General features: G+C 70.4%; 21 protein-coding genes. 15 read left to right on the top strand and 6 right to left on the bottom strand.

Annotation, left to right across the window (positions count from 1 at the left end; all coding sequences use genetic code 11):
• Window positions 1-75: 75 nt before the first annotated feature.
• Genes ACFOD4_RS00745 through cobJ form a run of 7 tightly spaced genes read left to right on the top strand, consistent with a single transcriptional unit; the run spans window position 76 to window position 8174 of the window.
• A complete protein-coding gene (locus tag ACFOD4_RS00745; protein WP_379592578.1) occupies window positions 76-492 on the top strand; it encodes a DUF1636 family protein in 417 nt (138 codons plus the stop codon).
• Window positions 489-1532, top strand: coding sequence for a cobalamin biosynthesis protein CobW (gene cobW / locus ACFOD4_RS00740; protein ID WP_379592576.1), 1044 nt, complete (start codon window positions 489-491; stop codon window positions 1530-1532). Before ACFOD4_RS00745 ends, cobW begins: the two co-directional genes overlap by 4 nt.
• Before the next feature lie 40 nt (window positions 1533-1572).
• The gene (cobN, locus tag ACFOD4_RS00735; protein ID WP_379592574.1) at window positions 1573-4872 is read left to right on the top strand and encodes a cobaltochelatase subunit CobN; all 3300 of its coding nucleotides are present in this window, start codon (window positions 1573-1575) and stop codon (window positions 4870-4872) included.
• A complete protein-coding gene (locus ACFOD4_RS00730) occupies window positions 4869-6050 on the top strand; it encodes a precorrin-3B synthase (protein ID WP_379592572.1) in 1182 nt (393 codons plus the stop codon). The genes cobN and ACFOD4_RS00730 overlap by 4 nt, the downstream gene beginning before the upstream one ends.
• Window positions 6047-6679 carry a precorrin-8X methylmutase gene (locus ACFOD4_RS00725; protein ID WP_379592570.1) on the top strand — a complete coding sequence of 211 codons (633 nt, stop codon included), beginning with the start codon at window positions 6047-6049 and terminating at the stop codon, window positions 6677-6679. The genes ACFOD4_RS00730 and ACFOD4_RS00725 overlap by 4 nt, the downstream gene beginning before the upstream one ends.
• Entirely contained in the window at window positions 6676-7401 is a 726-nt protein-coding gene (locus tag ACFOD4_RS00720; protein WP_379592568.1) for a precorrin-2 C(20)-methyltransferase, read from the top strand. Before ACFOD4_RS00725 ends, ACFOD4_RS00720 begins: the two co-directional genes overlap by 4 nt.
• Window positions 7398-8174, top strand: coding sequence for a precorrin-3B C(17)-methyltransferase (cobJ, locus tag ACFOD4_RS00715; RefSeq protein ID WP_379592566.1), 777 nt, complete (start codon window positions 7398-7400; stop codon window positions 8172-8174). Before ACFOD4_RS00720 ends, cobJ begins: the two co-directional genes overlap by 4 nt.
• On the opposite strand, the gene ACFOD4_RS00710 is transcribed toward cobJ, so the two are convergent.
• Window positions 8126-8890: a cobalt-precorrin-6A reductase gene (locus ACFOD4_RS00710; protein WP_379592564.1), complete on the bottom strand. Its 765-nt coding sequence runs from the start codon at window positions 8888-8890 to the stop codon at window positions 8126-8128. The genes cobJ and ACFOD4_RS00710 overlap by 49 nt on opposite strands.
• Window positions 8891-8901: 11 nt before the next feature.
• Here ACFOD4_RS00710 and cbiE point away from each other — a divergent pair, with 11 nt between their 5' ends.
• The 3 genes from cbiE to cobM are packed head-to-tail and all read left to right on the top strand — an operon-like array spanning window position 8902 to window position 11230.
• Entirely contained in the window at window positions 8902-10107 is a 1206-nt protein-coding gene (gene cbiE / locus ACFOD4_RS00705; protein ID WP_379592562.1) for a precorrin-6y C5,15-methyltransferase (decarboxylating) subunit CbiE, read from the top strand.
• Entirely contained in the window at window positions 10104-10484 is a 381-nt protein-coding gene (locus tag ACFOD4_RS00700) for a cobalamin biosynthesis protein (RefSeq protein WP_379592560.1), read from the top strand. The genes cbiE and ACFOD4_RS00700 overlap by 4 nt, the downstream gene beginning before the upstream one ends.
• Entirely contained in the window at window positions 10481-11230 is a 750-nt protein-coding gene (gene cobM / locus ACFOD4_RS00695; protein ID WP_379592558.1) for a precorrin-4 C(11)-methyltransferase, read from the top strand. The genes ACFOD4_RS00700 and cobM overlap by 4 nt, the downstream gene beginning before the upstream one ends.
• A gap of 257 nt (window positions 11231-11487) precedes the next feature.
• Here cobM and ACFOD4_RS00690 read toward each other — a convergent pair whose 3' ends face one another.
• Window positions 11488-12597: a cobalt-precorrin-5B (C(1))-methyltransferase gene (locus ACFOD4_RS00690; protein WP_379592556.1), complete on the bottom strand. Its 1110-nt coding sequence runs from the start codon at window positions 12595-12597 to the stop codon at window positions 11488-11490.
• Between the two features lie 14 nt (window positions 12598-12611).
• Here ACFOD4_RS00690 and cobA point away from each other — a divergent pair, with 14 nt between their 5' ends.
• Window positions 12612-13508: a uroporphyrinogen-III C-methyltransferase gene (gene cobA, locus ACFOD4_RS00685; protein WP_379592554.1), complete on the top strand. Its 897-nt coding sequence runs from the start codon at window positions 12612-12614 to the stop codon at window positions 13506-13508.
• 98 nt (window positions 13509-13606) lie between these two features.
• Here the strand turns inward: cobA and ACFOD4_RS00680 are convergent, their stop codons facing one another.
• Window positions 13607-14179 (bottom strand): hypothetical protein, encoded by a 573-nt coding sequence (locus tag ACFOD4_RS00680; protein ID WP_379592552.1) that lies wholly within the window; start codon window positions 14177-14179, stop codon window positions 13607-13609.
• Entirely contained in the window at window positions 14179-14739 is a 561-nt protein-coding gene (locus ACFOD4_RS00675) for a hypothetical protein (RefSeq protein WP_379592550.1), read from the bottom strand. The genes ACFOD4_RS00680 and ACFOD4_RS00675 overlap by 1 nt, the downstream gene beginning before the upstream one ends.
• A 316-nt stretch (window positions 14740-15055) precedes the next feature.
• Here ACFOD4_RS00675 and ACFOD4_RS00670 point away from each other — a divergent pair, with 316 nt between their 5' ends.
• Genes ACFOD4_RS00670 through cobS form a run of 3 tightly spaced genes read left to right on the top strand, consistent with a single transcriptional unit; the run spans window position 15056 to window position 18165 of the window.
• Complete coding sequence (locus ACFOD4_RS00670; RefSeq protein ID WP_379592548.1) at window positions 15056-16402, top strand: cobyrinate a,c-diamide synthase; 1347 nt, start codon at window positions 15056-15058, stop codon at window positions 16400-16402.
• A gap of 3 nt (window positions 16403-16405) precedes the next feature.
• Window positions 16406-17416, top strand: a complete 1011-nt coding sequence (gene cobT / locus ACFOD4_RS00665; protein WP_379592546.1) for a nicotinate-nucleotide--dimethylbenzimidazole phosphoribosyltransferase — start codon at window positions 16406-16408, stop codon at window positions 17414-17416.
• Window positions 17413-18165, top strand: a complete 753-nt coding sequence (gene cobS / locus ACFOD4_RS00660; RefSeq protein WP_379592544.1) for an adenosylcobinamide-GDP ribazoletransferase — start codon at window positions 17413-17415, stop codon at window positions 18163-18165. Before cobT ends, cobS begins: the two co-directional genes overlap by 4 nt.
• Here cobS and ACFOD4_RS00655 read toward each other — a convergent pair.
• Both ACFOD4_RS00655 and ACFOD4_RS00650 read right to left on the bottom strand, forming a co-directional pair.
• Window positions 18149-18688 (bottom strand): histidine phosphatase family protein, encoded by a 540-nt coding sequence (locus tag ACFOD4_RS00655; RefSeq protein WP_379592542.1) that lies wholly within the window; start codon window positions 18686-18688, stop codon window positions 18149-18151. The genes cobS and ACFOD4_RS00655 overlap by 17 nt on opposite strands.
• A 124-nt stretch (window positions 18689-18812) precedes the next feature.
• Entirely contained in the window at window positions 18813-21656 is a 2844-nt protein-coding gene (locus tag ACFOD4_RS00650) for a glycerophosphodiester phosphodiesterase family protein (protein ID WP_379592540.1), read from the bottom strand.
• 352 nt (window positions 21657-22008) lie between these two features.
• Here ACFOD4_RS00650 and ACFOD4_RS00645 point away from each other — a divergent pair, with 352 nt between their 5' ends.
• A complete protein-coding gene (locus ACFOD4_RS00645) occupies window positions 22009-24084 on the top strand; it encodes a 3-hydroxyacyl-CoA dehydrogenase NAD-binding domain-containing protein (RefSeq protein ID WP_379592538.1) in 2076 nt (691 codons plus the stop codon).
• Window positions 24085-24091: the final 7 nt, after the last annotated feature.

Here is a 24091-nt window from a genome sequence, read left to right as displayed (position 1 = left end):
GGTCCCGCATCGGCCCTGCCCGGCCTGTGCGGGCGGTCGGACGCATCCCCGTGCCTTACCGCCGCCGGAGGGATTGTGCAGACCGAGCCGACCGAAGCCCATCCGCCGACCCTGGTGGTTTGCACCACCTGCCGTGCCCGTCGCCCCCTGGCGGAGGGTGAAACAGCACCTGGCCGCATCCTGCACGACGCGGTGGCTGAGGCGCTTGCCGCCGCCGCCGGGACGCCGTTGCGGCTGCGCGCCGTTGCGTGCCTTTCCGCCTGCGAGCACGGCTGCACTGCCGTGATGATGGCCCCCGGCAAATGGAGCTACCTGCTGGGCGGCCTAGACCACGCCGCGGCTCCGGACCTGGCGGCCGACCTTATCGCCTATGCTGCGACCTACCACGCCAGTGCCAATGGCGCCGTGCTGCGCTCGCGCCGGCCGGAAAGCCTGCGCCATGCGGTGCTGGGCCGCGTTCCTTCCATCCCGCCACAGGATCCAACCGCATGAGCCTCAACAAGACGCCTCTGGACAAGACGCCGGCCACCATCGTCACCGGCTTCCTGGGGGCGGGAAAGACCACGCTGCTGCGCCACCTGATGAAGGAAGCCCACGGCCGCCGCATCGCCATCATCGTCAATGAGTTCGGTGCTCTCGGCGTCGATGGCGAGACGCTGAAGGATTGCGGCATTCCCGGATGCGAGGCCGAGAACATCGTCGAACTCGCCAATGGCTGTCTGTGCTGCACGGTGGCTGACGACTTCATCCCCACGCTCACAACCCTGCTTGATCGTGCCGATCCGCCGGAGCACATCCTGATCGAGACCTCCGGCCTGGCCTTGCCCAAGCCGTTGATCAAGGCCTTCAACTGGCCCGCTATCCGCTCCCGCGTCACTGTGGACGGCGTGGTCACCGTGGTGGACGGCCCCGCCATCGCCGAGGGTCGCTTCGCCGACGATCCGGACGCCGTGGCTGCCCAGCGCCGGGCCGATCCGTCCCTGGATCATGACAACCCGCTATCCGAGCTTTTTGAAGACCAGCTCGGCGCCGCCGACATCGTGGTGCTGAACAAGGCCGACCTGCTCGATGAGGCCGCCTTGCGCACCGTGCGCGCGGATATCACAGCCCACCTGCCCCGCGCGGTGAAGATCGTGCCGGCGCAGGAAGGCGTGGTTCCGCCTTCCGTTCTGCTCGGTCTCAACGCGGCCGCCGAGGACGATCTCGCCACCCGCCCCTCCCACCACGATGCCGTGGATGGCGAGCACGAGCACGACGATTTCGACAGCTTCGTCGTTGTCCTGCCTGAATACGAGAGTGCCGACGCCCTGCTCGCCCGCCTGCCCGAAGTGGCGGCGGCGCACGACGTGCTGCGCATCAAGGGCTTCGTGCGGCTGAAGAACAAGGCGATGCGCCTGGCCGTGCAAGGCGTCGGCCGCCGCTTCCGCTCGCATTTCGACCGCGCCTGGACGGATGGCCGGGACGGGCATCTCGTGGTTATCGGCCAGACGGGAATGAACCAGGAAGCCATCGCGAAGGCGATCCTGGCATAGTCTGTTCCAGGGGCCTGACCCCTAGAAAGGACCAAACGCTTTGCATTTGCTTCGGCAAGAGACACGCACACTCGACGAGTCCGGGGCGGCCGAGGATCTTGGCCACGCTCCGGCTGACATCGTGCTGCTCTCTTTCACCGACAGCGACCTGTCGGCGGCAGCCGCGGCGTGGCAGGCCCTGCCGGAGCCCCGCCCGACGCTGCGTCTGGCCAGCCTCGCCCGGCTGCGCCACCCGATGTCGGTCGATCTTTACGCCGAGGATGTTCTGGCCCACGCCCGCTGCATCGTCATCCGGCTGCTGGGGGGGCTGGAATACTGGCGCTACGGCGCGGAGGAGGTGTCCGCGCTGTGCCGGCGACAGCGCATCGCGCTGGCCATCCTGCCCGGTGACGGGCGGGACGATGCGCGGCTCGCCGCCATGTCCACGATGGATAAGGCGTTGCGGCAGCGCCTCGACGCCTGCTTCCGGGAAGGCGGACCCGGAAATGCCGCCGCCGCGCTGCGCATCGCCGCGCATGCCGGCGGGCTCGCCCCCGACGATGTGCCGCCGCCGGTTCCGTTTCCTCTCTGCGGCGAGCATGGCCTCGGCGGAGAGGATACCGCGCCGCAGGCGGTCATCACCTTTTACCGCTCGCATCTGCAGGCCGGCGACATCGCGCCGATGGAGGCCCTGGCAGCGGCCCTGCGCGCGCGCGGCCTTTCCGTGCGCGGGCTCTACGCAGCCAGTCTGAAGGATACCGCATGCGCCCGCTTCGTCGCGGAGCGGCTGGCGCGCTGGCGGCCCGCCGTGGTGCTCAACGCAACGGCCTTCTCGGCGCGGCAGGATGGCGCCTCACCCCTCGATGCCGCAGGCGCTCCTGTGCTGCAGGTCATGCTGTCCGGGGCGGCACGGGAAGTCTGGGCGGACTCCACGCGCGGCCTCTCGCAGAGCGACCTCGCCATGCAGGTGGTGTTGCCGGAAATCGACGGGCGCCTGTCCACCACCGCCATTGGCTTCAAGCAGGAGGCCGCGCCCATTCCCGGGCTGGACCATGCCGTGACGCTGCTGGCGCCCGATGCGGATGGCGCCGCTCTGGCCGCCGACCGCGCCCTGGGCTGGACAGCACTTGCGCGGACGCCGCGCGACGCGCGCCGCATCGCCATCCTGCTCCCGGACTACCCGGCGCTGGGGGGGCAGGAAGGCCACGCCGTGGGCCTTGACAGCTTCGCCAGCCTGGCTGCGATGCTGGAAGATCTCGGCGAAGGCTCGCAAGATGCTGTCACCCTGGCGCGGCGCCTCACCACCTCGGCGCCCGCACCCTTTCTGTCGCTGGCGGCCTACAAGGCGTTGCTCGGCACCCTGCCGGCCCCGCTGCGCGAGGCCAGCCACTCGGCCTGGGGTGCGCCGGAAGCGGATCCCGCCTTTCGCGAGGGTATCTTCCATCTGCGCCACTTGCGGCTCGACCGGTTCACCCTCGCCCTTCAGCCGGATCGCGGCAGCGTGCTGGACCGCCGCTCGGGCCACCACGACCCCGACACGCCGCCGCGCCACGGCTACATCGCCTTTCACCTCTGGCTGCGCGAGAATCACCAGGCGCTGGTCCATCTCGGCACCCATGGCACGGCGGAATGGTTGCCAGGCAAGGCGACGGCGCTCTCCGCCGCCTGCACCCCCGTGGCCCTGCTGCGCGGCCTGCCGGTGATCTATCCCTTCATTGCCAACAATCCCGGCGAGGCCGCCTTCGCCAAGCGCCGCCTGGGCGCCGTGATCATCGGCCACCTGACGCCACCGTTGAAATCCGCCGGATCGCACGGCGCCGCGCTGGAACTGGAGCGGCTGATTGACGAGTACGCCGCCGCCGACGGGCTGGACGGCCGCCGCACCGCCTTGCTGCGGCGGGACATCCTGGAACGCGCCGACGCCGCTGGCCTGCTGGCCGAAGGGAACATCCCACGCAACCTCCCCGAGGAGGAAGCCCTCGCGCGGCTCGATGCCTGGCTCTGCGACGTAAAGGAAATGCAGATCCGCGACGGGCTGCACATCTTCGGCCGCGCGCCTTCGCCCGAGCGGCGCGACGCCCTGCTCGCCGCCATGCCGGCCGGCTTCGACCCCGCGCATCTGGACGCCTCCCCTATCGCCGAGCGCGACGCCCTGCGCGACGCGCTCGACGGGCGCTTCATCCAGCCCGGCCCGGCGGGGGCGCCGACGCGCGGCCGTGCCGATGTGCTGCCCACCGGCCGCAACCTGTTCAGCATCGACCCGCGCGGCGTGCCCACACGCTCAGCCCTGGTGCTGGCTGAGAAGGCCGCCGCCGAGTTGCTGCGCCGCCACCGGCAGGAACATGGCGACTGGCCACGCTCGCTGGTGATCGACCTCTGGGGCAGCACCACGCTCCGCACGGGCGGCGAGGATCTGGCGCTGGCGCTCCTCCTGCTCGGCGCCCGCCCACTCTGGGATGCCGCCTCCGCCCGCGTCACCGGCATCGAGATCCTGCCGCTCGCCGTGCTCGACCGCCCGCGCATCGACGTGACGCTGCGCATCTCCGGCCTGTTCCGAGATGCCTTCCCGGCACAGATCGCGCTGTTCGACGAAGCGGTGCGTGCAGTCGCGGCACGTGACGACGAGGATAATGGCGACAATCCCCTGGCCGATGCGGCGCGCGGTCTCACCGGCGATGCGCGGCGGCATGCCACCGCGCGCATCTTCGGCGCCGCCCCCGGCCAATACGGCACCGGCCTGGAAGACCGTATCACGCGCGGCGCCTGGACCACGCGGGACGACCTGGGTTCGGCCTATCTGGACGCCTCCGCCGCCACCTATGGCCGCGACCGCGACGGCACCCCGGATCGCGACGCCCTGGCGGGACGCCTCGCCACCGCCGACGCTATCCTGCACAGCCAGGATCATGCCGAGACCGATCTGCTCGACAGCCCCGACTATGCCGCCCATGAGGGCGGGCTGGCCGCCGCCGCAGCGCTGCTGGGCGCCAGCCCGGCCCTGTACCACACCGACACCAGCACCCCCGACACCCCACGCATCCGAACCATGGAAGAGGAAATTGCCCGCGTGGTCCGCGCCCGTGCCGCCAATCCGCAATGGATCGCGGGCATGATGCGCCACGGCCAGCAGGGCGCGCTGCACATTGCGCGCGGACTGGAGGGGCTGCACGCCTTTGCCGCCACCATCCCCGCGCGCTTCGACCGGCAATTCGACCTGCTGCACGATGCGACGCTCGGCAACGAGGACGTGCTGGCCTTCCTGGAGGCGCACAACCCCGCCGCCCTCGCCGCGATGCGCGGGCGCTTCGCCGAGGCGCGCGCGCGCGGGCTGTGGCGGCCGCGCCGGAACGACGTGCCGTGAGCGGCGGAAAGACAATTTCCCCGCACCCCTCTTCATCCTTTCTGCCGGTTTCGGCGAAGCGCGGGTGGTGCCCGTCGATCTATGAGCCGATGCAGTCGGGGGATGGCTGGCTTATCCGCGTGAAGCCGCCGGGCGGCGCCATCACCAGCGCGGAGGCGCGCATCATCGCAAAAGCAGCGCCGGGATGGATCGAGCTGACGCAGCGCGGCAATCTGCAGATCCGCGGTCTGCGCGAAGAGGACGTTGCGCCCTTCGCAGCTGCCATGAGGTCGGCAGGTCTCGCCAGCGCGGATCCGGGCATTGAGCGCCGGCGCAACATCATCCCGCCGCCGCTGCTCGGCCATGACAAGACCATGCTGCCCGGCGCGACGGAATGGCTCGCTGAGCTGGAGCGCATCCTGGCCCATGATTCGCTGGCACCTCTCCCCGGCAAGTTCGGCCTCGCCCTGGATGCCGGGGGTGCCCTGCCGCTCACCGGCATCAGCGCCGACCTGTTGCTGCGGCTGACGCCATCGGGTGCCGAACTGCGCCTCCCCGGCCTCGTCGCCACCAACCCCTCATCACAAATCATTGCCGCGCTGCTGGCCGCCTGTGGTCCGCGCAGGATGCGAGACACCCTGGTTGAGGAGCCTGGCCTTCTTGCCCGCCTCGGCCTCGCCACACGCTCCGCGCCACCCGAGCCGCCCGCGCCCAATCCCATCGGCGCGCTTGCCGATACCTTCGGCCTCGCCCCGGCCTTTGGCCAGATGCGCGGCACCGATCTCCAGGCCCTCGCCGATCTGGCGGAGCACCACGGCAGCGGCATGCTTCGCATCACCCCCTGGCGCGCCATCCTGCTGCCCGGCCTTCGGATCGCACCGGACCTGTCCGGCTTTATCACCGACCCGGCCGATCCGCGCCTCATCCTCCGAGCCTGCCCGGGCAGCGCGGGCTGTGCCAGAGGCCTGGCCGATACCCGCGCTGATGCCGCCCATCTCGCGGCACAGGCCTATCTGCCGGGCTTGCTGCATCTCTCGGGTTGCGCCAAAGGCTGCGCGCATCCCGGCCCGGCGCCAGTTACCCTGGTCGGCCAGCCCGGCGGGCGCTACGCCCTGGTCCGGAACGGCCGCGCGGGCGACGCCCCGCAGCGCGCCGGCCTTACCCTGGCCGAAGCCGCCGCCGAGATGGAACTGCGATGACTTCCTCCTACGACTATATCCGCGACGGTGCAGCCATCTACGCGAAATCCTTCGCCACCATCCGCGCCGAGGCCGATCTCTCCCGCTTCACCGAAACCGAGGCGCGCATCGCCGTGCGCATGATCCACGCTTGCGGTCTGGTCGGGGTCGCGCGGCACATCCGCTTCAGCCCCATTTTCGCCATTGCCGCGCGGGACGCCCTGCTGCGCGGCGCGCCCATCCTCTGCGACGCGAAGATGGTGGCACAGGGCATCACCCGCGCGCGCCTGCCAGCGGAGAACGAGATCCTCTGCACCCTGGGGGATCCAGGCGTCCCAGAGCGTGCGAAGGAGATCGGCAACACGCGCTCCGCCGCCGCGCTGGACTTCTGGGGCGGGAAGCTGGGCGGGGCCGTGGTTGCCATCGGCAATGCACCCACGGCACTGTTCCACCTGCTCGAACTCATGGATGCCGGCGCGCCGCCGCCAGCCGCCATTATCGGCCTGCCGGTCGGCTTCGTCGGTGCCGCCGAGAGCAAGGAGACGCTGGCCGCCGACAACCGCGTGCCCTGGATGATCGTGGAAGGCCGCCAGGGCGGCAGCGCCATGGCCGTCGCCGCCGTCAACGCACTGGCCTCGGAACAGGAATGAGGGCGGTTTTCCACATCATCGGCGTTGGGCCCGGCGATCCGGAGCTGGTCACCCTGCGCGCCGCGCGCATCCTGGGCACGGCCGCGGTCTTTGCCGCCTTCGCCAAGCGCGGCCGCGCCGGAAATGCGCGCACCATCGCCACGCCGCATCTGAACCCGGCCGGCAAGGAACTGCGCTTCGACTACCCCTACACCACCGACATGCCAGTACAGGACCCACGCTACTCCGAGGCCATGTCGGCGTTCTACGATTCCTGCGCCATCGCCATCGCCACGCATCTCGATGCCGGAAGCGACGTCGTCCTGCTCTGCGAGGGCGATCCCTTCCTTTACGGCTCGGCCATGTATCTGTTCGACCGGCTGCGCAACACGCACCGCGTAGAGGTCACCCCGGGCATCACCGCCATGGCCGGCTGCTGGTCCCGCGCCGGCGCACCCATGGTGCATGGCGACGACATCCTGACGGTTCTCCCCGCCACCCTGCCTGCCGAGGCACTGGCCGATGCCCTGCGCCTCGGACAGGCCGCCGTAGTCATGAAGCTCGGGCGCAACCTGCCCAAGCTGCGCGCCGTGCTCGACGAACTCGGCCTGACCGAGCGTGCCATCTATGCCGAGCGCGGCACCATGCCGGAGGAGCAGATCCTGCCGCTGATCCAGCGCGACAACAGCCCCGCCCCCTATTTCGCCCTGGTGCTGATCCCCGGGCGGCGTGGCGTGCGATGAGCGGCTGGCTCCGCATCATCGGCCTCGGTCCCGGCAACCTGGCACAGCGTACGCCGGAAGCCGAAACCGCGCTCGCCGCCGCCACGGACATCATTGGCTACGGCCCCTACGTCGCCCGCGTAGCCCTGCGCGACGGGCAGCGGGCGCATGGCAGCGACAACCGCGTGGAACTTGATCGCGCCCGCCACGGGTTACAGCTGGCCAGCAAGGGGGCACAGGTCGCCGTTGTTTCCTCCGGCGATGCCGGCGTGTTCGCCATGGCCAGCGCCGTGTTCGAGGCGGTGGAGCATGGCCCGGCGGAATGGCGCAACCTCGACATCCAGGTGCTGCCCGGCCTTTCCGCCATGTTCGCTGTGGCCGCCCGGCTCGGCGCGCCGCTCGGCCATGATTTCTGCGCCATTTCGCTGTCGGACAATCTGAAGCCGTGGCAGGTGGTGGAACGCCGCCTGCGCGCCGTGGCCGCGGCCGGCTTCGTGATCGCCCTTTACAACCCGATCTCCAGGGCGCGACCCTGGCAGCTGGGCCGCGCCTTCCACATCCTGCGCGAAATCCTGCCGCCCTCCACTCCCATCGTCTTCGCCACCGCCGCGACGCGCCCCGAAGAAAACATCACCATCCGCTCCCTGGCCGAGGCCGATCCGGCGCTGGCCGACATGCGAACCCTGGTGCTGGTCGGCTCCGCGGCCACCCGCAGCATTGCGCGGGACGGGCAGCGCCCGTGGCTTTACGCTCCGCGCTCTGTCCCTGGGGCTGGGGTGGCGGACAAATCATGAAGCCAGGCCAGCGCTCCCCTCGCATCCGGCACGGTGCGGATCTGCGGCGGGCCCTCGGGCCGTGCCAGCAGGATGACGCCGATCCCCAGCTCGGACGCCGCCTGCAGTTTGGCGAAGGTCGCGTCGCCGCCGGAATTCTTGGCCACCACGATTTCGATGCGTCGCTCCCACAGCAGGCGCCGCTCATCCTCCAGCGCGAAGGGACCGGTCGCGGTGATCAGCGCCGCGCGAGGCGGCAGCAGCTCGGCCGGCGGGGCATCGATGCTGCGGATCAGGTAGTCGTGCCAGGGCGAGGCGGCAAAGGGAGCCAGATCCTTCCGCCCCACGGCGAGGAATGCACGGCGCGGCACGGGACCAAGGGCTTCGGCGGCTTCCGCCATGCTCGCAACACTGCGCCATCCGGGCCGCATCGCCCAGGCTGGGCGATCCACCCTCAGCAGGGGCATGCCGGTGATGGCGGTGGCCTCGGCGGCGTTGCGCGTCATCCGCGCGGCGAAGGGGTGGGTGGCGTCGATCACCCCGCCGATCCGCTCCGCGCGCAGATAATCCACCAGTCCGGCAACACCGCCGAACCCGCCGATCCGCGTGGGCAGGGGCTGGGCACGCGGCGCCCGCGTCACCCCTGCCAGCGACAGCACGGCATCCTGCCCGGCCTTGGCCATGGCACGCGCCAGCGCCGAACCTTCCGTTGTTCCCCCCAGCAACAGAACCCGCATAAAACCCCGGCATGAGCGATCCCTGGCTTTCCATCCTGGGCATTGGCGAGGATGGCGTCGAGGGCCTGGTCCCCTCCGCCCAATCCCTGCTGCGGGGCGCGGAGGCGGTGTTTGGCGGCGCGCGGCACCTTGCCCTCGCCGCTCCGCTCATCCGGGGCGAGGCGCATCCCTGGCCCAGCCCCATGACCGATGGCTATCCGACGCTGCTGGCGCGGCGCGGGCGCCCGACCGCCGTGCTGGCCTCAGGCGACCCCTTCTGCTTCGGCGTCGGCGCCACCCTGGCGCGGCAGGTGCCGCCCACCGAGTTCCTTTGCATCCCGGCACCCTCCGCTTTTTCCCTGGCCTGCGCGCGGCTGGGCTGGGCCGGGCAGGATTGCGCCACGATCTCCTTCTGCGGCCGCCCCCTGGAGCCCATCCTGCCGTTGTTGCAGCCGGGTGCACGCATCCTGGCCCTTTCAGCCGATGCGACGACGCCCTCGGCGGCGGCGGCGCTGCTCACGCGCCACGGCTTCGGTTCCAGCCGCATTCACCTGCTGGAGGCGCTGGGTGGCCCGTGCGAGCGCATTCAAGCCGCCACTGCCAACACCTTCGATTTCATCCCCGGCCCGCTGAACCTGCTGGCCATCGAGGTCGTGGCCGGGCCGGAGGCGCGTATCCTGCCGCTCAGCACCGGCCTGCCGGAATGGCTGTTCGAGCAGGACGGGCAGATCACCAAGCGCGAAACGCGGGCCATCACCCTGGCCGCGCTGGCGCCGCGCCAGGGCGAGCTGCTGTGGGATATCGGCTGCGGTTCCGGCTCGGTGGCCATCGAATGGCTGCTGCGCCATCCCACCCTGCGCGCCATCGGGCTGGAGCCGCGCCCGGACCGTGCCGCGCGCGCCGCCCGCAACGCCCTCACCCTCGGCACGCCGGGACTGCGCATCCTGGAGGCCGCCGCGCCGGAAGGTCTGGAAGGCCTGCCACAGCCCGACGCCGTGTTTATCGGCGGCGGCTGCAACCCGACCGTGCTGCACGCCGCCTGGACAGCGCTGCGTTCCAGCGGCCGGCTTGTCGCCAACGCCGTCACGCTCGAAACCGAGGCCGCCCTGATCGCCGCCCATGCCGAATGGGGCGGCAGCCTTACCCGGATCGGCATCGAGCGGCTGGACAAGGTCGGCACCCGCCATGGTTGGCGCCCACTGATGACCGTCACCCAGTATGCTGCGGCAAAGCCATGATCACACCCGAGGCCATCGCCGGGCTCGGCGCCCGCCCCGCCGCGCAGGCCGCCGACATTCTGGCCCTGATCCGGCGCGCCGAGGCGCTCTCCGGCCACCGCGTGACCCGCCTCGCCGCCCCGGAGTTCCGCCGCGGTCTCGCCGCGCTGGAGGACGCCGCCGCCGTTCTCGGCACCCCGCTGGTCTATGTGACGCACCAGGCCATTCTCGCCGCCCAGCCGCGTTGCCCGACACGCTCCGACGCCGCGCTGCGCGCCACCGGCCTTGCCTCCGTGGCTGAAGGCTGCGCCCTGGCGTCCGGCGGCGCCCTGATCTTGCCGCGCATCGGCGGGCCGGGCATCACCTGCGCCCTTTCTGCCTGGACTGTTTCGGCATGACCGTTCACTTCATCGGCGCCGGCCCCGGCGCGCCCGACCTCCTCACCCTCCGTGGGCGCGATCTGCTGGCGGCCTGCCCGGTCTGCCTCTACGCCGGCTCCATCATCCCGCCCGACATGCTGCGCCACTGCCCACCCGATGCGCGTCTTGTGGACACGGCCCCCCTCGATCTCGACGCCATCGAGGGGGAATACAGCCGCGCGCACGAAGCCGGGCAGGATGTCGCGCGCCTTCATTCCGGCGACCTTTCCATCTGGTCGGCCCTCGCCGAGCAGCTTCGCCGGCTCGACCGCCTCGGCATCTCCTACACCCTTACCCCCGGCGTACCCGCCTTCGCCGCCGCTGCCGCCGCCCTCGGCCGCGAACTGACGGTGCCCGCCCTTGCGCAAAGCGTGGTGCTGACCCGCGTTTCCGGCCGCGCCTCGCCCATGCCGGAACCCGAATCCCTGGAAGTCTTCGCGCAGACCGGGGCAACGCTCGCCATCCATCTGGCCATCCACGCTTTGCCCGACATTGTTGCGCGGCTCATGCCCATCCATGGCCCCGACTGCCCGGTGGCTATCGTGGTGCGCGCCTCCTGGCCCGAGGAACGAATCCTGCGCGGCACCCTTGGCGATATCACAACGAAATTCGCCGCCGAACCGGCGGAACGGACGGCGCTGATCCTGATCGGGCGGGCGCTGGAAGCGGGAGAGTTCCGCGACAGTGCGCTCTACAGCGCGGAATACCAGCGGCGATTCCGATGATGGTGGCGTTGGCTCGCCGGGAAGGGCGCCGCCCCTCCCAAACCCCTCCCGCCCAAGGCATGAGGCCTCTGGAAGCCTGTTCCTGGCCTGCTACCACGCACGCCCCAGCCCAGCCTGGAACCCGCCGGATGGCGTTTCGCAATGATGGCAACGCTTGCGACATACGGCGCCCGGCCGCATCAGGCATGACTTTCCCTGAACAGGGGTCCAGGCAGTTCGGTCCCTCGCAGGGGAAATGTGGGGAGGCGGAGCCTGTTCTAGCCCGCCCGGGCCAGCAGCGCACCGTCCCGCCCGAACAGCGCCACGTCCACCGCAACCCCGCTGCCCTCGACCACCGCCTGCGCCACGCACCGTGCGCGATCGGCAACGGCCTCAGGCAGGGCGACACCCTCGCCCGCCGCCAGGGTGAAGGCCTCCAGCGCGGTGTTCGCCGCCTCGATCCGCATGCCGAGTGCGGCGCTTCCCCCGGCCCCGCGCGCCAGTTCGGCCAGCGCCACCAGTTCGACGCCGCCACGCCTCGAATGCAAGTCAAGTCGCCCCTGCGCCAGTTTGGTGATCTTTGCCAGGCCGCCGGCCACGGTCACGCGTGGCACCGGGTGAGCGCGGATGTATTTCAGCATCCCGCCGACGAAATCGCCCATGTCGATCAGCGCTTGTTCGGGCAGGGCATCAAGTGCGCGGATGGCGGCCTCGCTGGTGCTGCCGGTGGCACCGGCGACATGCTCCAGCCCCACCGCCCGCGCCACATCCACGCCGCGATGGATGGAATGGATCCAGGCCGAGCAGGAATAGGGCACCACCACCCCCGTGGTGCCCAGGATGGACAACCCGCCCAGGATACCGAGGCGTGGGTTCATCGTGCGTGCGGCGATGCGCTCCCCGTCCGGAATGCCGATCTCGACCTGTGCATCCACCTTGCCGAGTGCCTGGCGGATCATGTCGCGAGGGCCGGGGTTGATGGCGGGCTCGCCCACCGGCAGCGGCAGGCCGGGCAGGGTCACGGTGCCCACCCCCTCCCCCGCCGCGAAGACCAGCCCCGAGCCCGGCGGCAGGCGTCGCACCACAACGCGCACCAGGGCACCGTGCGTCACATCCGGGTCGTCGCCCGCATCCTTGACCACCGCCGCCATGGCGCCGCCATCCGGCAGCAGCGCGTGTTCGGCCAAGGCGAATTCGGGTTGCTCGCCACGAGGCAGGGTGATGCTGACAGGATCGGGGAAGACGCCGTTGCGCAGCGCCAGCCAGGCAGCCTTGGCCGCCGCCGTGGCGCAGGCGCCCGTGGTCCAGCCGCGGCGCAGGGGAGGGTGCGCGTCATCCACAAGGTGTTCCACGGGAGCAGCATTATCCCCCTGCCCGCGGCCTGTCATGCGGAGTACGCGCGGTGAACGCGCTTACGCTGATCGAGGCGCTGCTGGGCCACCCCGCGCCGGTGCTCTCTCCGGGCCATGTCTGGCTAGTCGGCGCCGGGCCGGGTGATCCGCAGCACCTCACCCTCCACGCGCTGGCGGCGCTGGCCCAGGCGGATACGCTGATCCATGACGAACTGGTCGATCCCCGGATCCTGGCGCTCGCTCCGCTCGTCGCCGAGCGCATCTTCATGGGCAAGCGTGGCGGGCGTCCTTCCGCCCGACAGGCCGACATCATCGCAACGCTGATCCGCGAGGCTCGCGCCGGGCGGCGGGTGGTGCGGCTCAAGGGCGGCGACCCCTTTGTCTTCGGGCGCGGCGCCGAAGAAGCACTGGCACTCGCCGATGCCGCCATTCCCTGCCGCATCGTTCCCGGCCTGACGGCGGGGCTGGCGGGGTTGGCGGCGGCGGGCATTCCAGCCACACAGCGCGGCGTCAACCAGGCGGTAGTGCTGGCCACCGGCCATGCGGCGGAAGGTGCCGAGGATGCGCTGGATTGGGCCGCCCTGGCCCGGCTGGGTCAACCCATCCTGCTCTACATGGCGATGCGGCGGCTGCCGGAGGTGACGCAGGCGCTGATCGCCGGAGGCCTGCCTGTTACCACCCCTACCGCCGTGGTGGCCGAAGCCACGACGCCGCGCCAGCGCGTGCTGGTCTCAACACTGGGCGGCATCGTGCAGGCGGTGCGGGAAGATGGGCTCGCGGCGCCGGCCATCATTGCCATCGGCGGCATCGTCGCGACACGGGATGCGCTGTTGAGGACCGCAGGCGCGAACCACAAAGCCCTCGCTGCGGAAACAATGTCGTCCCGGACCCCGCCAAAGGATGGCGCCGAGTCGCATCATGGGCATGAAAAGGCTCAAGAGGGCTGAACGCCCAGCCGCCAGAGGTGATGGGCCTCTGGCGCGCAATATCGTCCAGGGCCGTTGATGTCCGGGTCCCGGGATGGTTCGACCACCCCGGGAACTCTTCAGCGCGCCCGGCGGGCCGGAGGAGTGGCCTTGCTCGGTGTGGAGGACCGAGCCGGAGCCGGCGAGGTTACCGGCTGGGCGCGGGTGGCGGCCGGGGTTACCACCGGCTGGGAGGCGGCGGCCGTGGCGGCGCCTCCTTCAACCTTGGCATTGACCTTCACCGTGGTGGAGCCCGGCAGCAGGCGGACCACGAAGCTGTCCTCGCCCGCAAAGCCCGCGTCCGGAATGTAGTCGATGCGGGTCCAGTCACCCACAGCCTGCACGCGCACACGGCCATTCGAAGGGCGTGCCGTCAGCAGCCCGGCATCGAAGGGCGCAGGGCCGGGACGGGACACGCGCAGCCCGCACCAGCCGCCGTCGTTGGTCAGCGCCATCGGCACTTCGGTTTCACGGGCATCAATCAGGCGGGGATTGTCCTCCACCGTGCAGGTCTTGGCGGCGCCCATCATGTCCACCGCGTAAACGGGACGAGTGGACTGGCTGAGCGGCGCGTCGGGCTTGGCGCAGGCGGCGAGCGCCGCGGGCAGCGCCAGCGCCAGCCAGAGCGGCGCGCGCGAGGCAACAGATTTCATCAGCGGGAAGCTTTCCGGGCGGCGGCGCGGGCCGGGGTGGCGGGAGCGGAGGCGGTCTGCACGCAGCTGCCCATGGTGGCCGGCAGCAGGTCCTTGGACGCGGCATAGGGCGCGAGTTCGGCGGCGGAGGGCAGCGCCATCACTTCCTTGAACAGGATGGCGTTGCGGGCACAGAAATCGCTGCCCACGCGGTTGGCTTCCTGCGCACGGGCATTGGCCAGGTTGGTGATGAAGGTGTCGTTGGCGCGCTGCCCGGCCCGGCGGTCGCGGCCGGTGAAATGGGCAATCACCGCGCGGTCATTGCCGCTCAGCGTGGACTGGTACCGGCGGATGAAGTCGTTGTAGGGCGCCTCGGTGTCGCAGGTGGTGGCGACCACCATCAGCTCCGTTTTCAGAGCCGAGATCTCGAACATGCGTTGCGCTTCTTCATCAGCGCAGCGGAAGCCGGCGGCCATCGCACCGCTCGACAGGGTGACAGCCGCCAGCAACCCGGCAAGGCCGCGGCGCAGGCAGGCGGAAATCGGGGCGGAACGCGTCTGGCGAAGGTGGCGCTGAACCATGCCCTCTGCTCTCCATTCATGTGATGCGCGCGGGATCATGCCCGGCCGTTGTTCAGGGTTTTCGGCAAGTCGGGTTGGGGGCGTGTTGCAGGCCCTCCAGCGGCTGAATACCGCGCCGCGCCATGGCAGAGCAAGCAAGACAAAGCGGTTTCGCGCGATTCTGGCCACTTCCAAATCAACTCCTTACACCCGGTTCCTGACCCTTCATCTGCATTGCACTGCGGCATGGAGAGCAGGCACGGCCAGGCTGGACAGGCCATTGCCTGAGGGCGTCGCGGCATTTCCATGGACGCCGATCCGCGCTAACGCCACGGGCATGAACCCGCCTCCCCCTCACGGCGCGGCACCGCGCGGGCTGGTGGTCGGCGCCCCTCGGTCCGGCTCGGGCAAGAGCACCCTGACGCTGGCGTTGCTGGCGGCCTTCAGGCGGCGCGGGTTGGCCGTAGCGGCCGCGAAATCCGGTCCGGACTATATCGACCCTGCCTTTCACGAGGTTGCCTGCGCCCGACCCAGCCCGAACCTCGATAGCTGGGCCATGCCGCCTGCCCTGCTGGGCGCCGTGGCGGCCGGCGCGGCGCGGGACCAAGCCCTTTTGCTGGTGGAGTCCGCCATGGGCCTGTTCGATGGCGCGGGGGATGAAGCCGGGCGGCAAGGCAGCGCTGCCGACCTGGCCGCACGATTTGGCTGGCCGGTGCTGCTGCTGCTGGATGTCTCGGGGCAGTCGCAGAGTGCTGCCGCCATGGCACGCGGCTTCGCCTCCCACCATCCGGGCGTGCGGGTGGCCGGCGTGGTGCTGAACCGCGTCGCCAGCGAACGGCACCGCGCCGGCGCGACGGAGGCCATTGCCGCCACCGGCCTGCCTGTCTGGGGCGCCCTGCCCCGCGACACCGGCATCACCTTGCCGGAGCGGCATCTGGGTCTGGTTCAGGCGCGTGAGTTGGGCACCCTGCCGGACCTGCTGACGCGGCTGGCTGAGCTGGCCGAGGCGCATCTTGACCTGAATGCCATCCTGGAGGCGGGCGGCGGTACGGTTCCAGCCACCACCACCGGTCGCGCCCCTGCCTTGCCGCCCCCGGGGCAGCGGATCGCCATCGCCGAGGATGCGGCGTTTTCCTTTCTGTACCCGCATCTGCTGGCCGGATGGAGGCAGGCCGGGGCCGAGATCCACCGCTTCTCCCCGCTGGCCGATGAAGTGCCGCCCGAACACTGTGACGCGTGCTGGCTGCCCGGTGGCTATCCTGAGCTGCATGCCGCACGGCTGGCCAGCGCCGGCCGCTTCCTGGCCGGGTTGCGCCGCTTCGCCGAAACGCGCCCGGTGCATGGCGAATGCGGCGGCTTCATGCTGCTGGGCCAGGAGCTGGAGGATGCGGAGGGCACCCGGCACGCCATGGCCGGGCTGCTCGGCCACGAAACCAGCTTTGCGCGGCGGAAGATGAACCTGGGCTACCGGGAAGCGGTGCTGCTGGCCGACGGTGTGATGGGCCGGGCTGGGCAGGTGTTGCGGGGCCACGAATTCCACTATGCCCGGCTGACCAAATCCGGCCGCGATGCTCCGTTGGCCGAGTTGCGCGACGCCCGGGGCACGGTTTTGGGCCCGGCGGGCGGACGGCGGGGTCAGGTCAGCGGCAGCTTTTTCCATGCCATTGCCCGGCAGGATGGATAAACATTGCCCTTCCATGACTTGAAGGCACTGCGCGAAGCCGCGTTGCATCCCATCCCTGGCGACGATGCCGCAGCCGCCGCAGCCGACTCACGGCAGGCGCGGCTGACCAAGCCGCCAGGCAGCCTAGGCCGTCTGGAGGGCATTCCCGCCTGGCTGGCACGCTGGCAAAGCCGGTCCGAGCCACGGCTGGAGCGGGTGGCGGTGCTGGTCTTTGCCGGAAATCACGGGGTGGCAGCGCAGGGCGTCTCGCCCTACCCGTCCGCCGTGACGGAGCAGATGGTGGCGAACTTCGCGGCGGGGGGTGGCGCCATCAACCAGATCGCGCGGCTCGGCGGCGCGGCGCTGCACGTGGTGCCGTTGGAGCTCGATCGGCCGACGGAGGATTTCACCGAGCGGCCGGCGATGGACGAGGCCGACTTCCTGGCCGCGGTGAATGCCGGCGTGGCAGCGGTGGCGCCGGGAACCGATCTGCTCTGCCTGGGCGAGATGGGCATCGGCAACACCACGGCGGGTGCGGCAATGGCCGCGGCGCTGTTCGGCGGCGCGGGCTGGGCCGGACGGGGCACCGGGCTGGACGATGCCGGGCTGGCGCGCAAGGAGGCCCTGGTGCGAACCGCCCTGGCGCGCCACCCCGAGGCACGGCAGGACCCCTTGCAAGCCGCCCGGTGCCTGGGCGGGCGGGAACTGGCGGCCATCCTGGGCGCCACGCTGGCGGCGCGGCAGCGGGGCATTCCCGTGCTGCTGGACGGCTTCACCTGCACAGCCGCCGCCGCGCCGCTGGCCCTGCTGGCGCCAGGCGGGCTGGACCACGTGCTGATCGGCCATCTCTCGGCTGAGTCCGGGCACGGACGGATGGCGGCAGCGCTGGACCTGGTGCCGCTGCTCGACCTCGGACTGCGCCTTGGCGAGGGCAGCGGCGCGGCCTTGGCTATCATGCTTGTGCGGGCGGCGCTGGAATGCCATCGCGGCATGGCCAGCTTCGCCTCCGCTGGAATCGCAGGGCCAGCCGCATGATCCGTGCGCGGCTCGCCGAGTTCGGTGCCGCGCTCGGCCTGCTGACCCGGCTGCCTGCCGGATGGCTGCCGCAGCCCACAGATTTCGGCGCGGCGCTGGCGCGCTCGGTCTGGTGCTGGCCTCTGATCGGCGCAGCGCTGGGGGCGCTGGGCGGGCTGGTGCAGACGGCACTGACCGCGCTGGGCCTGCCGCCGGGCCTGGCGGCATGCTGGGCGCTGGCGGCCATGCTGATGGCCAGCGGCGCCTTGCATGAGGACGGGCTGGCCGACACCGCCGACGGCTTCGGCGGCGGCCACAGCCGGGCGCGCAAGCTGGACATTATGCGCGACAGCCGCATCGGCAGCTACGGGGTGCTGGCGCTGATCCTGTCGCTTGGCCTGCGGGGCGCCGCGCTAGCGTCCCTGGCACATCCCCTGGCGGCCATGGCGGTGGCGGCGGGACTCGGGCGGCTGGCGCTGCTCGGGCCGCTCATGGCCCTGCCGCCGGCACGATCGGACGGCCTCTCGGCCGGTCTGGGGCGGCCCGGCGCAGTGCCCGCTTTCCTGGCACTGGCGCTGATGGCAGCGCTGGGCCTGGCGTTGCTGCCTGCCGGCCTGGCGCTGGGGGCGACGCTGGCGGCGCTGCTGGCGGCGACTCTGGTCACGATGCTGGCGCGGCGGCAGATCGGCGGTCAGACAGGCGATGTGCTCGGCGCGGCGGCAGTGCTCGCCGAAAGCGCGGCGCTGTCGGTTCTTACTTTGGCGGGCTGAACCACACCGAGCCCGGCGGCTGCGCCGGGGCCAGCAGATCCACCGCACGGCCTTCCAGCAGGCAGCGCAGCACCTTCAGGGGACCACCATGCGCCACGATGATGGCGCTTTCGTTCATCTCCGCATGGAAGGCGCGCACTCGTGCCACCAGTTCCGCGCCGCTCTCCCCCCCTGGCGGTGCGAAGCCCCAGGGGTCCGCCGCCCAATCGTCCAGCGCGGCACGCGGCACGGCATCCCAGGGCATGCCTTCCCAGGCACCGAAATCCAACTCCAGCAAACGCTTGTCGGCTTCGGAAACCAGGTCGGTGGCGGCGGTGACAAGCTCCGCCAGTTCGCGGCAGCGGCGTGCTGGACTGCACAGCAGCCGCTTCGCCGGAAAGCCTTGCAGCGCCTCCAGCACAAGGGCCGGATCAACATCGTCGCGCACCGCCAGGTCGAGCCGCCCGTAGCATACACCCGGCGCAACCGCCGCCGGCATGTGCCGGATCAACGCCAGACGCGGAAGGAGGAAGGGCTCAGTCACCTGTCCTGGTTACGGCGGATCGATGCGGATGAAAATGCGCCGGCCACGCCATTTTGCCGCGGCCGGAAGCCTGGCCCCCGCCCGCCCCGGGTGGAGCGGCCGAGGGACCAGCCCGTGCGGCGCGTCAGTCCGTGATCCACTCACCGCCACAGCCGAGGCTGCGCTGGGCATCGAGGAACAACAGGCTTTCCACGCCGGTCAACTCGCTGGCAATGCCCGAGGCCTTGCTGATCACCCGGGTCGCATCGCCGCACGCCACAATGTCGAACTCGTCAACGCGCCCTGCGAACTGCACCGCGTCATATCCGTCACCGCCATCGATGCGGTTGGCGCCGGCACCGGGGAGGATCAGGTTGTCGCCGGCATTGCCGACGATCTGGTTGCCCCGATCATTGCCGATCACGATCGTGTCGGCCGCGCCGCGCAGCTCGATGTTCTCCACGCCGTCCGGCAGGACGATCCGCCCGCCGCCGGCATAAAGCGCGGTATCGATGCCGTTGCTGGCCTTCGAGGCGGTGAAAGCCGCCGCCTCGTACACCCAGATGTCGTGCCCGCCCCCGGTGTTGCGGGCGGCAATGGCGCGGTCACCGACCACGAGCTGGTCGACGATCTGCCGCCCCACGTCCGGGCTGTCGGTGAAGATCTTGTCGGCGCCCAGCTCGATAAAGGACAGGAACTCCTCCACAGGGCGACGCACCGTGCCGTCCGGGTTGAGCGACTGGAACGCTTCCTCGAGGCGCAGCGTGTAGGGCACAAACTCCATGCCCTCAGCATGAGCACGGGCGGCTAGGTCCACCACCTCGCCGGTGAGCTGCCGGGTGATCTCGGCCCTGCCGTCACCATTGCCGTCCACAGGCTCGGCCAGCGCCGCGGAGGGAAACACGTCGCGGTCCCATGGGCTCAGCGCCTCGGCATACTCGGCGATGGCCGCGATGCCCTCGGGCGAGTAGAGGTCGCTCTCCGCGCCGTTCGGCATGCTGTCCCGCCGCAGCGGGAAGTCGAGGCGGTCGAACAGGGACGGGTCGACGCCTTCGGCCGCATTGCCCGAATCGAGGTGAAAGGCGACATCCACCTGGTACTGGTCATAGGTCAGCTGCACCAGCGGCAGGTCGATCCCCGCTTCCGGCATGATGCTGTTCTGCAGCTCCAGAAGGTTGGCGATCTCGAAGGACTGGATGAACACGCGCGAGGGGTTGGTAAAGCCCTCCTCGACCAGGATATCGATCAGCACCCGGCTGGTATCGACGCCGATCTTCGTGCCGTCCTGGTGGTAGCCATTGTACTCGAAATAGGTCGGGTGCTTCAGCTCGGGGATGATCGGGATGGCTTTGCCGGTCTCAGCCTCCACCTCGCGCACCAGGGCGATGACCTCCTGGATGGTGGGGATGCGGAACTGGTCGTCATAGGCCGCGCTGTCGGGGCGAATGTCGGGAATGCGCTCGCGGGCCCAGAGCGTCTTGATCTCCGCCAGGGTAAAATCCTCGGCGAACCAGTCGGTGACCTCCTCGCCCTCCACCATCTTGGTGGTGCGGCGCTCGGCGAATTCGGGGCGCTCGGACACGTCGGTGGTGCCGCCCAGCATCGGCTCGTGCCGGTCGATCAGGTGGCCGTCCCTCGTGAGCACCAAGTCGGGCTCAATCAGGTCGGCGCCCTGCTCGATGGCGACGCGGTAGGCTTCCAGCGTGTGCTCGGGGCGCGAGGCGCTGGCGCCGCGATGGCCGACGATCTCCGGCGCGGTGCCGTCCAGCGTGTTGAAGCGGCCTGCCGCCAGCGCGACGTCGAGCGACACGAGCCGATGATCCGATGCCGGAAAACCGGTCGGCGGCACGGCCGGGTCGTAACGGCCTGTCAGCGGAAAGAGCGGATCGGCGGATCCGGGCCAGAACACCGCACTCTCTGTCGGCACCAGCCCGGAGGCGGAAGGCAGCACGTAGTCGACCCGCAGATTGCCTGGCGCGGCATCGGCGAAGTCGGCTGTATCCTGCGCGGGATCGCCGCCATGCGTCCCGTTGGCGCCGCCCTGCTGCGCCGCGGCCTCCGCCGCGCCGGCGCTTTCCGGCACCACCGACGCGTTGACGACTTTCGCTTCCAGCAGCTGGTTGATCGCGAAACCGACGCTGTCGCCATCTTTGGGATCGGCGTTCATGTCGCCCATGATGACGAAGCGGGCGCCTTCCTCCAGCCCGCCGCGCTGGCCGTTGTCGTCATAGATGTAGTCGCCGGCGCCAGGGGTGACGTAGTCGCGGATCAGGCGGATCTCGTCGGCGTTGCGCAGGCCGTTGCGGTCTTCCGGTCCGTCGAAGCTGGGCGGCGTCGGATGCGCCGCGATCACATGCACGATCCTGCCGTCGATCAGCACCGGGATGTCCCAGTGGCTCTTGGAGGACAGCGGCAGAACCGCCAGCTCCTCGGCCGAGTAGAAACCGCCCGGCACGCCGGTTGCGGGATCGTCAGGCAGGCGCGCATCCGGCATGTCCTTCCACAGAAAGGTCTGGAAGGTGCGGATCTGATCGGTGAGGATCGGATACTTGCTGTACAGCGCCATGCCGTACTGGCCGGGATAATTGCCGAAGCCCAGCGCATCATCGCCATAGCCCGACGCGCCCGGCGTGCTCACCGCCCGGCCATCATTGTTCAGGTCGAATCCCGAGGCGATCCCGGTGTTGGATGGCGCGGTGAAGCCGAATGGGTAGTCGATGCCGGCTGAGCCTTCCGCCAGGCCCAGCGTGTTCTGGCCGACAGCGAGGTAGTTGTCGCGGAACAGGTCCAGGGCGGCCTGGTCGGTCGCGTTGTCAAACTCGTTCAGCAGCAGAATGTCGGGTGCCGTGCGCTGCACGATTTCGGCGACCGTGCGGGCCTGGGCGTTCTCCCCCGTGGCCAGGTCCTCCAGCAGCTCGCCAGGCGCCGCGCGGTTCAGCGAGGCATTGAAGGTGGCAAAGCGGATTGTCTCGGATTGCTGCCCGGCCATGCTGGCTCCCTTTCCCGTTCTGGCGCGCGGGAGCCTGCCAGCAACGGATGATGCTTCCGGGTCGGTTTTGTGCTGAGTGCATGATGACGTGGCCTTGATCAGCCAGACGCGATCACATCCAAGTTATACGAGGGGAACAATGCGCCTTAAGGTTCATGAAAAGAGCGCACAGATCCCACCGCACGGAGCTCGCTCTGCGGCTCCATCCCCCGTGTGCTTTGTGCCTGATGGCCGTAGCCGGGCCCTGCGGCCTTGACGTGCAGGCCGACAAGGGCCGGAATCCCTTTCGCGCCACGAACTCGAACGGCGGCATCCCCCGATGACCGCCGCAGAAAAGGACGTCCGACCTCCGATGAGCCAGCCTGTCAGCTACCGTATCCAGGACGGCGTTGCCGTAGCCTGGCTGCACAATCCGCCGGTGAACGCCTTCTCCGCCCATCTGCGGGCTGCGTTGCGGGATGCGCTGCAACAGGTCGCAACGGACAACGCCGCGGCCGGACTGGTGATCGCGGCGGAGGGCGGCAGCTTCATCGCCGGAGCGGATATCAAGGAATTCGCCCGGCCACCCGTGCCGCCGATCACCCGCGACCTGGTGTGTGCGATCGAAGCCTGCCCCAAGCCTGTGGTGGCGGCGATCCAGGGCACGGCGCTGGGGGCGGGGCTGGAGGTGGCGCTGGGCTGCGACGCGCGGCTGCTGGGCCCGGGCGCGCGGCTAGGTCTGCCGGAAACGCGCCTCGGCATCATCCCCGGTGCCGGCGGCACGCAGCGCACCCCGCGCCTGACCGGTCCGGCGGCGGCGCTGGAGCTGATCGCCTCGGCCGAGGCGCTGACGCCGGAGCGCGCTGCCTCCCTGGGCCTGGGCGAGATCGTGCGGGGCGATCTGTTGCAGGCGGCGATCGCCCGGGTTCACGCCCTGGCCACCGGTGGCCGCCCGTCGCGGATGGCGGATATGCCGGGGCGGATGGCGGAACCCGGCGCCCGCCAGGCGTTCGAGGCGGCGGCGGAGAAGCTGGCGAAGCGTGCCGCCGAGGAGCCGCAGATCGCCGCGCTGATCCATGCGCTCCGCAATGCCTTCACCATGACCCTGGATGAAGGTCTGCGGGCCGAGCGCGAGCTGTTCGAGCCGTTGCGCACCGATCCGCGCAGCGTGGCCCTGCGGCACGTCTTCTTCGCCGAGCGCGCCGCAACGCGGGTGCCGGAGCTGTCGCGCGATGTGAAGCCTCGCCCTGTGGAGCGGGTGGCGGTGATCGGCGCCGGAACCATGGGTACCGGCATAGCCATGGCCTTCGCCCAGGCCGGGCTGCCGGTGATGCTGATCGAGACGAGCGCGGAGGCACTGGCGCGCGGCCAGGACCGTATCGCGTCGCTGCACCAAGCCTCGGTGAGGCGCGGCAGCCTCGATGCCGGGACGGCGCGGTCGCGGGAGGCGCTGATCCGGGGGGCCACGGATCTGGGCGCCGCCGCGGAAGCCGACCTCGCCATAGAGGCGGTGTTCGAGGAACTGCCGCTCAAGCAAGAGGTCTTCGCGGCGCTCGACCGGGTGATGAAGCCGGGATCGCTGATGGCCAGCAACACCTCCTACCTCGACATCGATGCCATGGCCACCGCCACCTCCCGGCCGCAGGACGTTCTGGGACTGCATTTTTTCAGCCCGGCGAATGTGATGAAGCTGCTGGAGGTGGTGCGGACGAAGCACACGGCCGGAGATGCGCTGGCTACCGCCCTGGCGCTGGCGCGGCGGCTCGGCAAGGTGCCCGTGGTGGCGCGCGCCGCCTGGGGCTTCATCGGCAACCGCATGCTGGCGCAGCGCTCGCAACAGGCCGACCGGCTGTTGCAGGACGGCGCGTCGCCGGAACAGATCGACGCGGCCATGCGCAGCTTCGGCTTCCGCATGGGTCCGCTCGCCGTCAGCGACCTTTCCGGCCTCGACGTGTCATGGCGGATGCGCAAGGCCAGCGGCAAGTCCCTGCCAGTGGCCGATGCACTGTGCGAGGCCGGGCGCTTCGGGCAGAAGAGCGGCGCCGGCTACTACGCCTACCCGGAGGGCGCTCGCCACGGCGTGCCGGACCCGGCCGCCGCCGCCGTCATCGAGGCCGTGGCGGCGCGCTTCGGCCGGGTGCGGCGGGATGTTGGCGAGCAGGAAATGGTGGAGCGCCTGCTCTACCCCACGATCAACGAGGGCGCGCGCATCCTGGAGGAAGGCGTGGCCATCCGCCCGGGCGACATCGACATCGCATGGCTTCATGGCTACGGCTTCCCGGCCTGGCGTGGCGGACCGATGCATTTTGCCGACGCCACCGGCCTGTCGCGGATCGCTGCGCGACTGGACGCGATGGCAGCAGAGCAGGACGATGCGTCGCTTCAGCCCTCGCCTCTGCTCCGGCGCCTGGCGGCCAAAGGGTCCGGCTTCTCATCCCTGTCGGTGTGACGCCGGA

The sequence above is a fragment of the Teichococcus globiformis genome (genome assembly GCF_042646265.1).
GTDB lineage: Bacteria > Pseudomonadota > Alphaproteobacteria > Acetobacterales > Acetobacteraceae > Pseudoroseomonas > Pseudoroseomonas globiformis.
The sequence above is the reverse complement of the archived record's forward strand: the minus strand, read 5'-3'. Positions and strand labels throughout refer to the sequence as shown.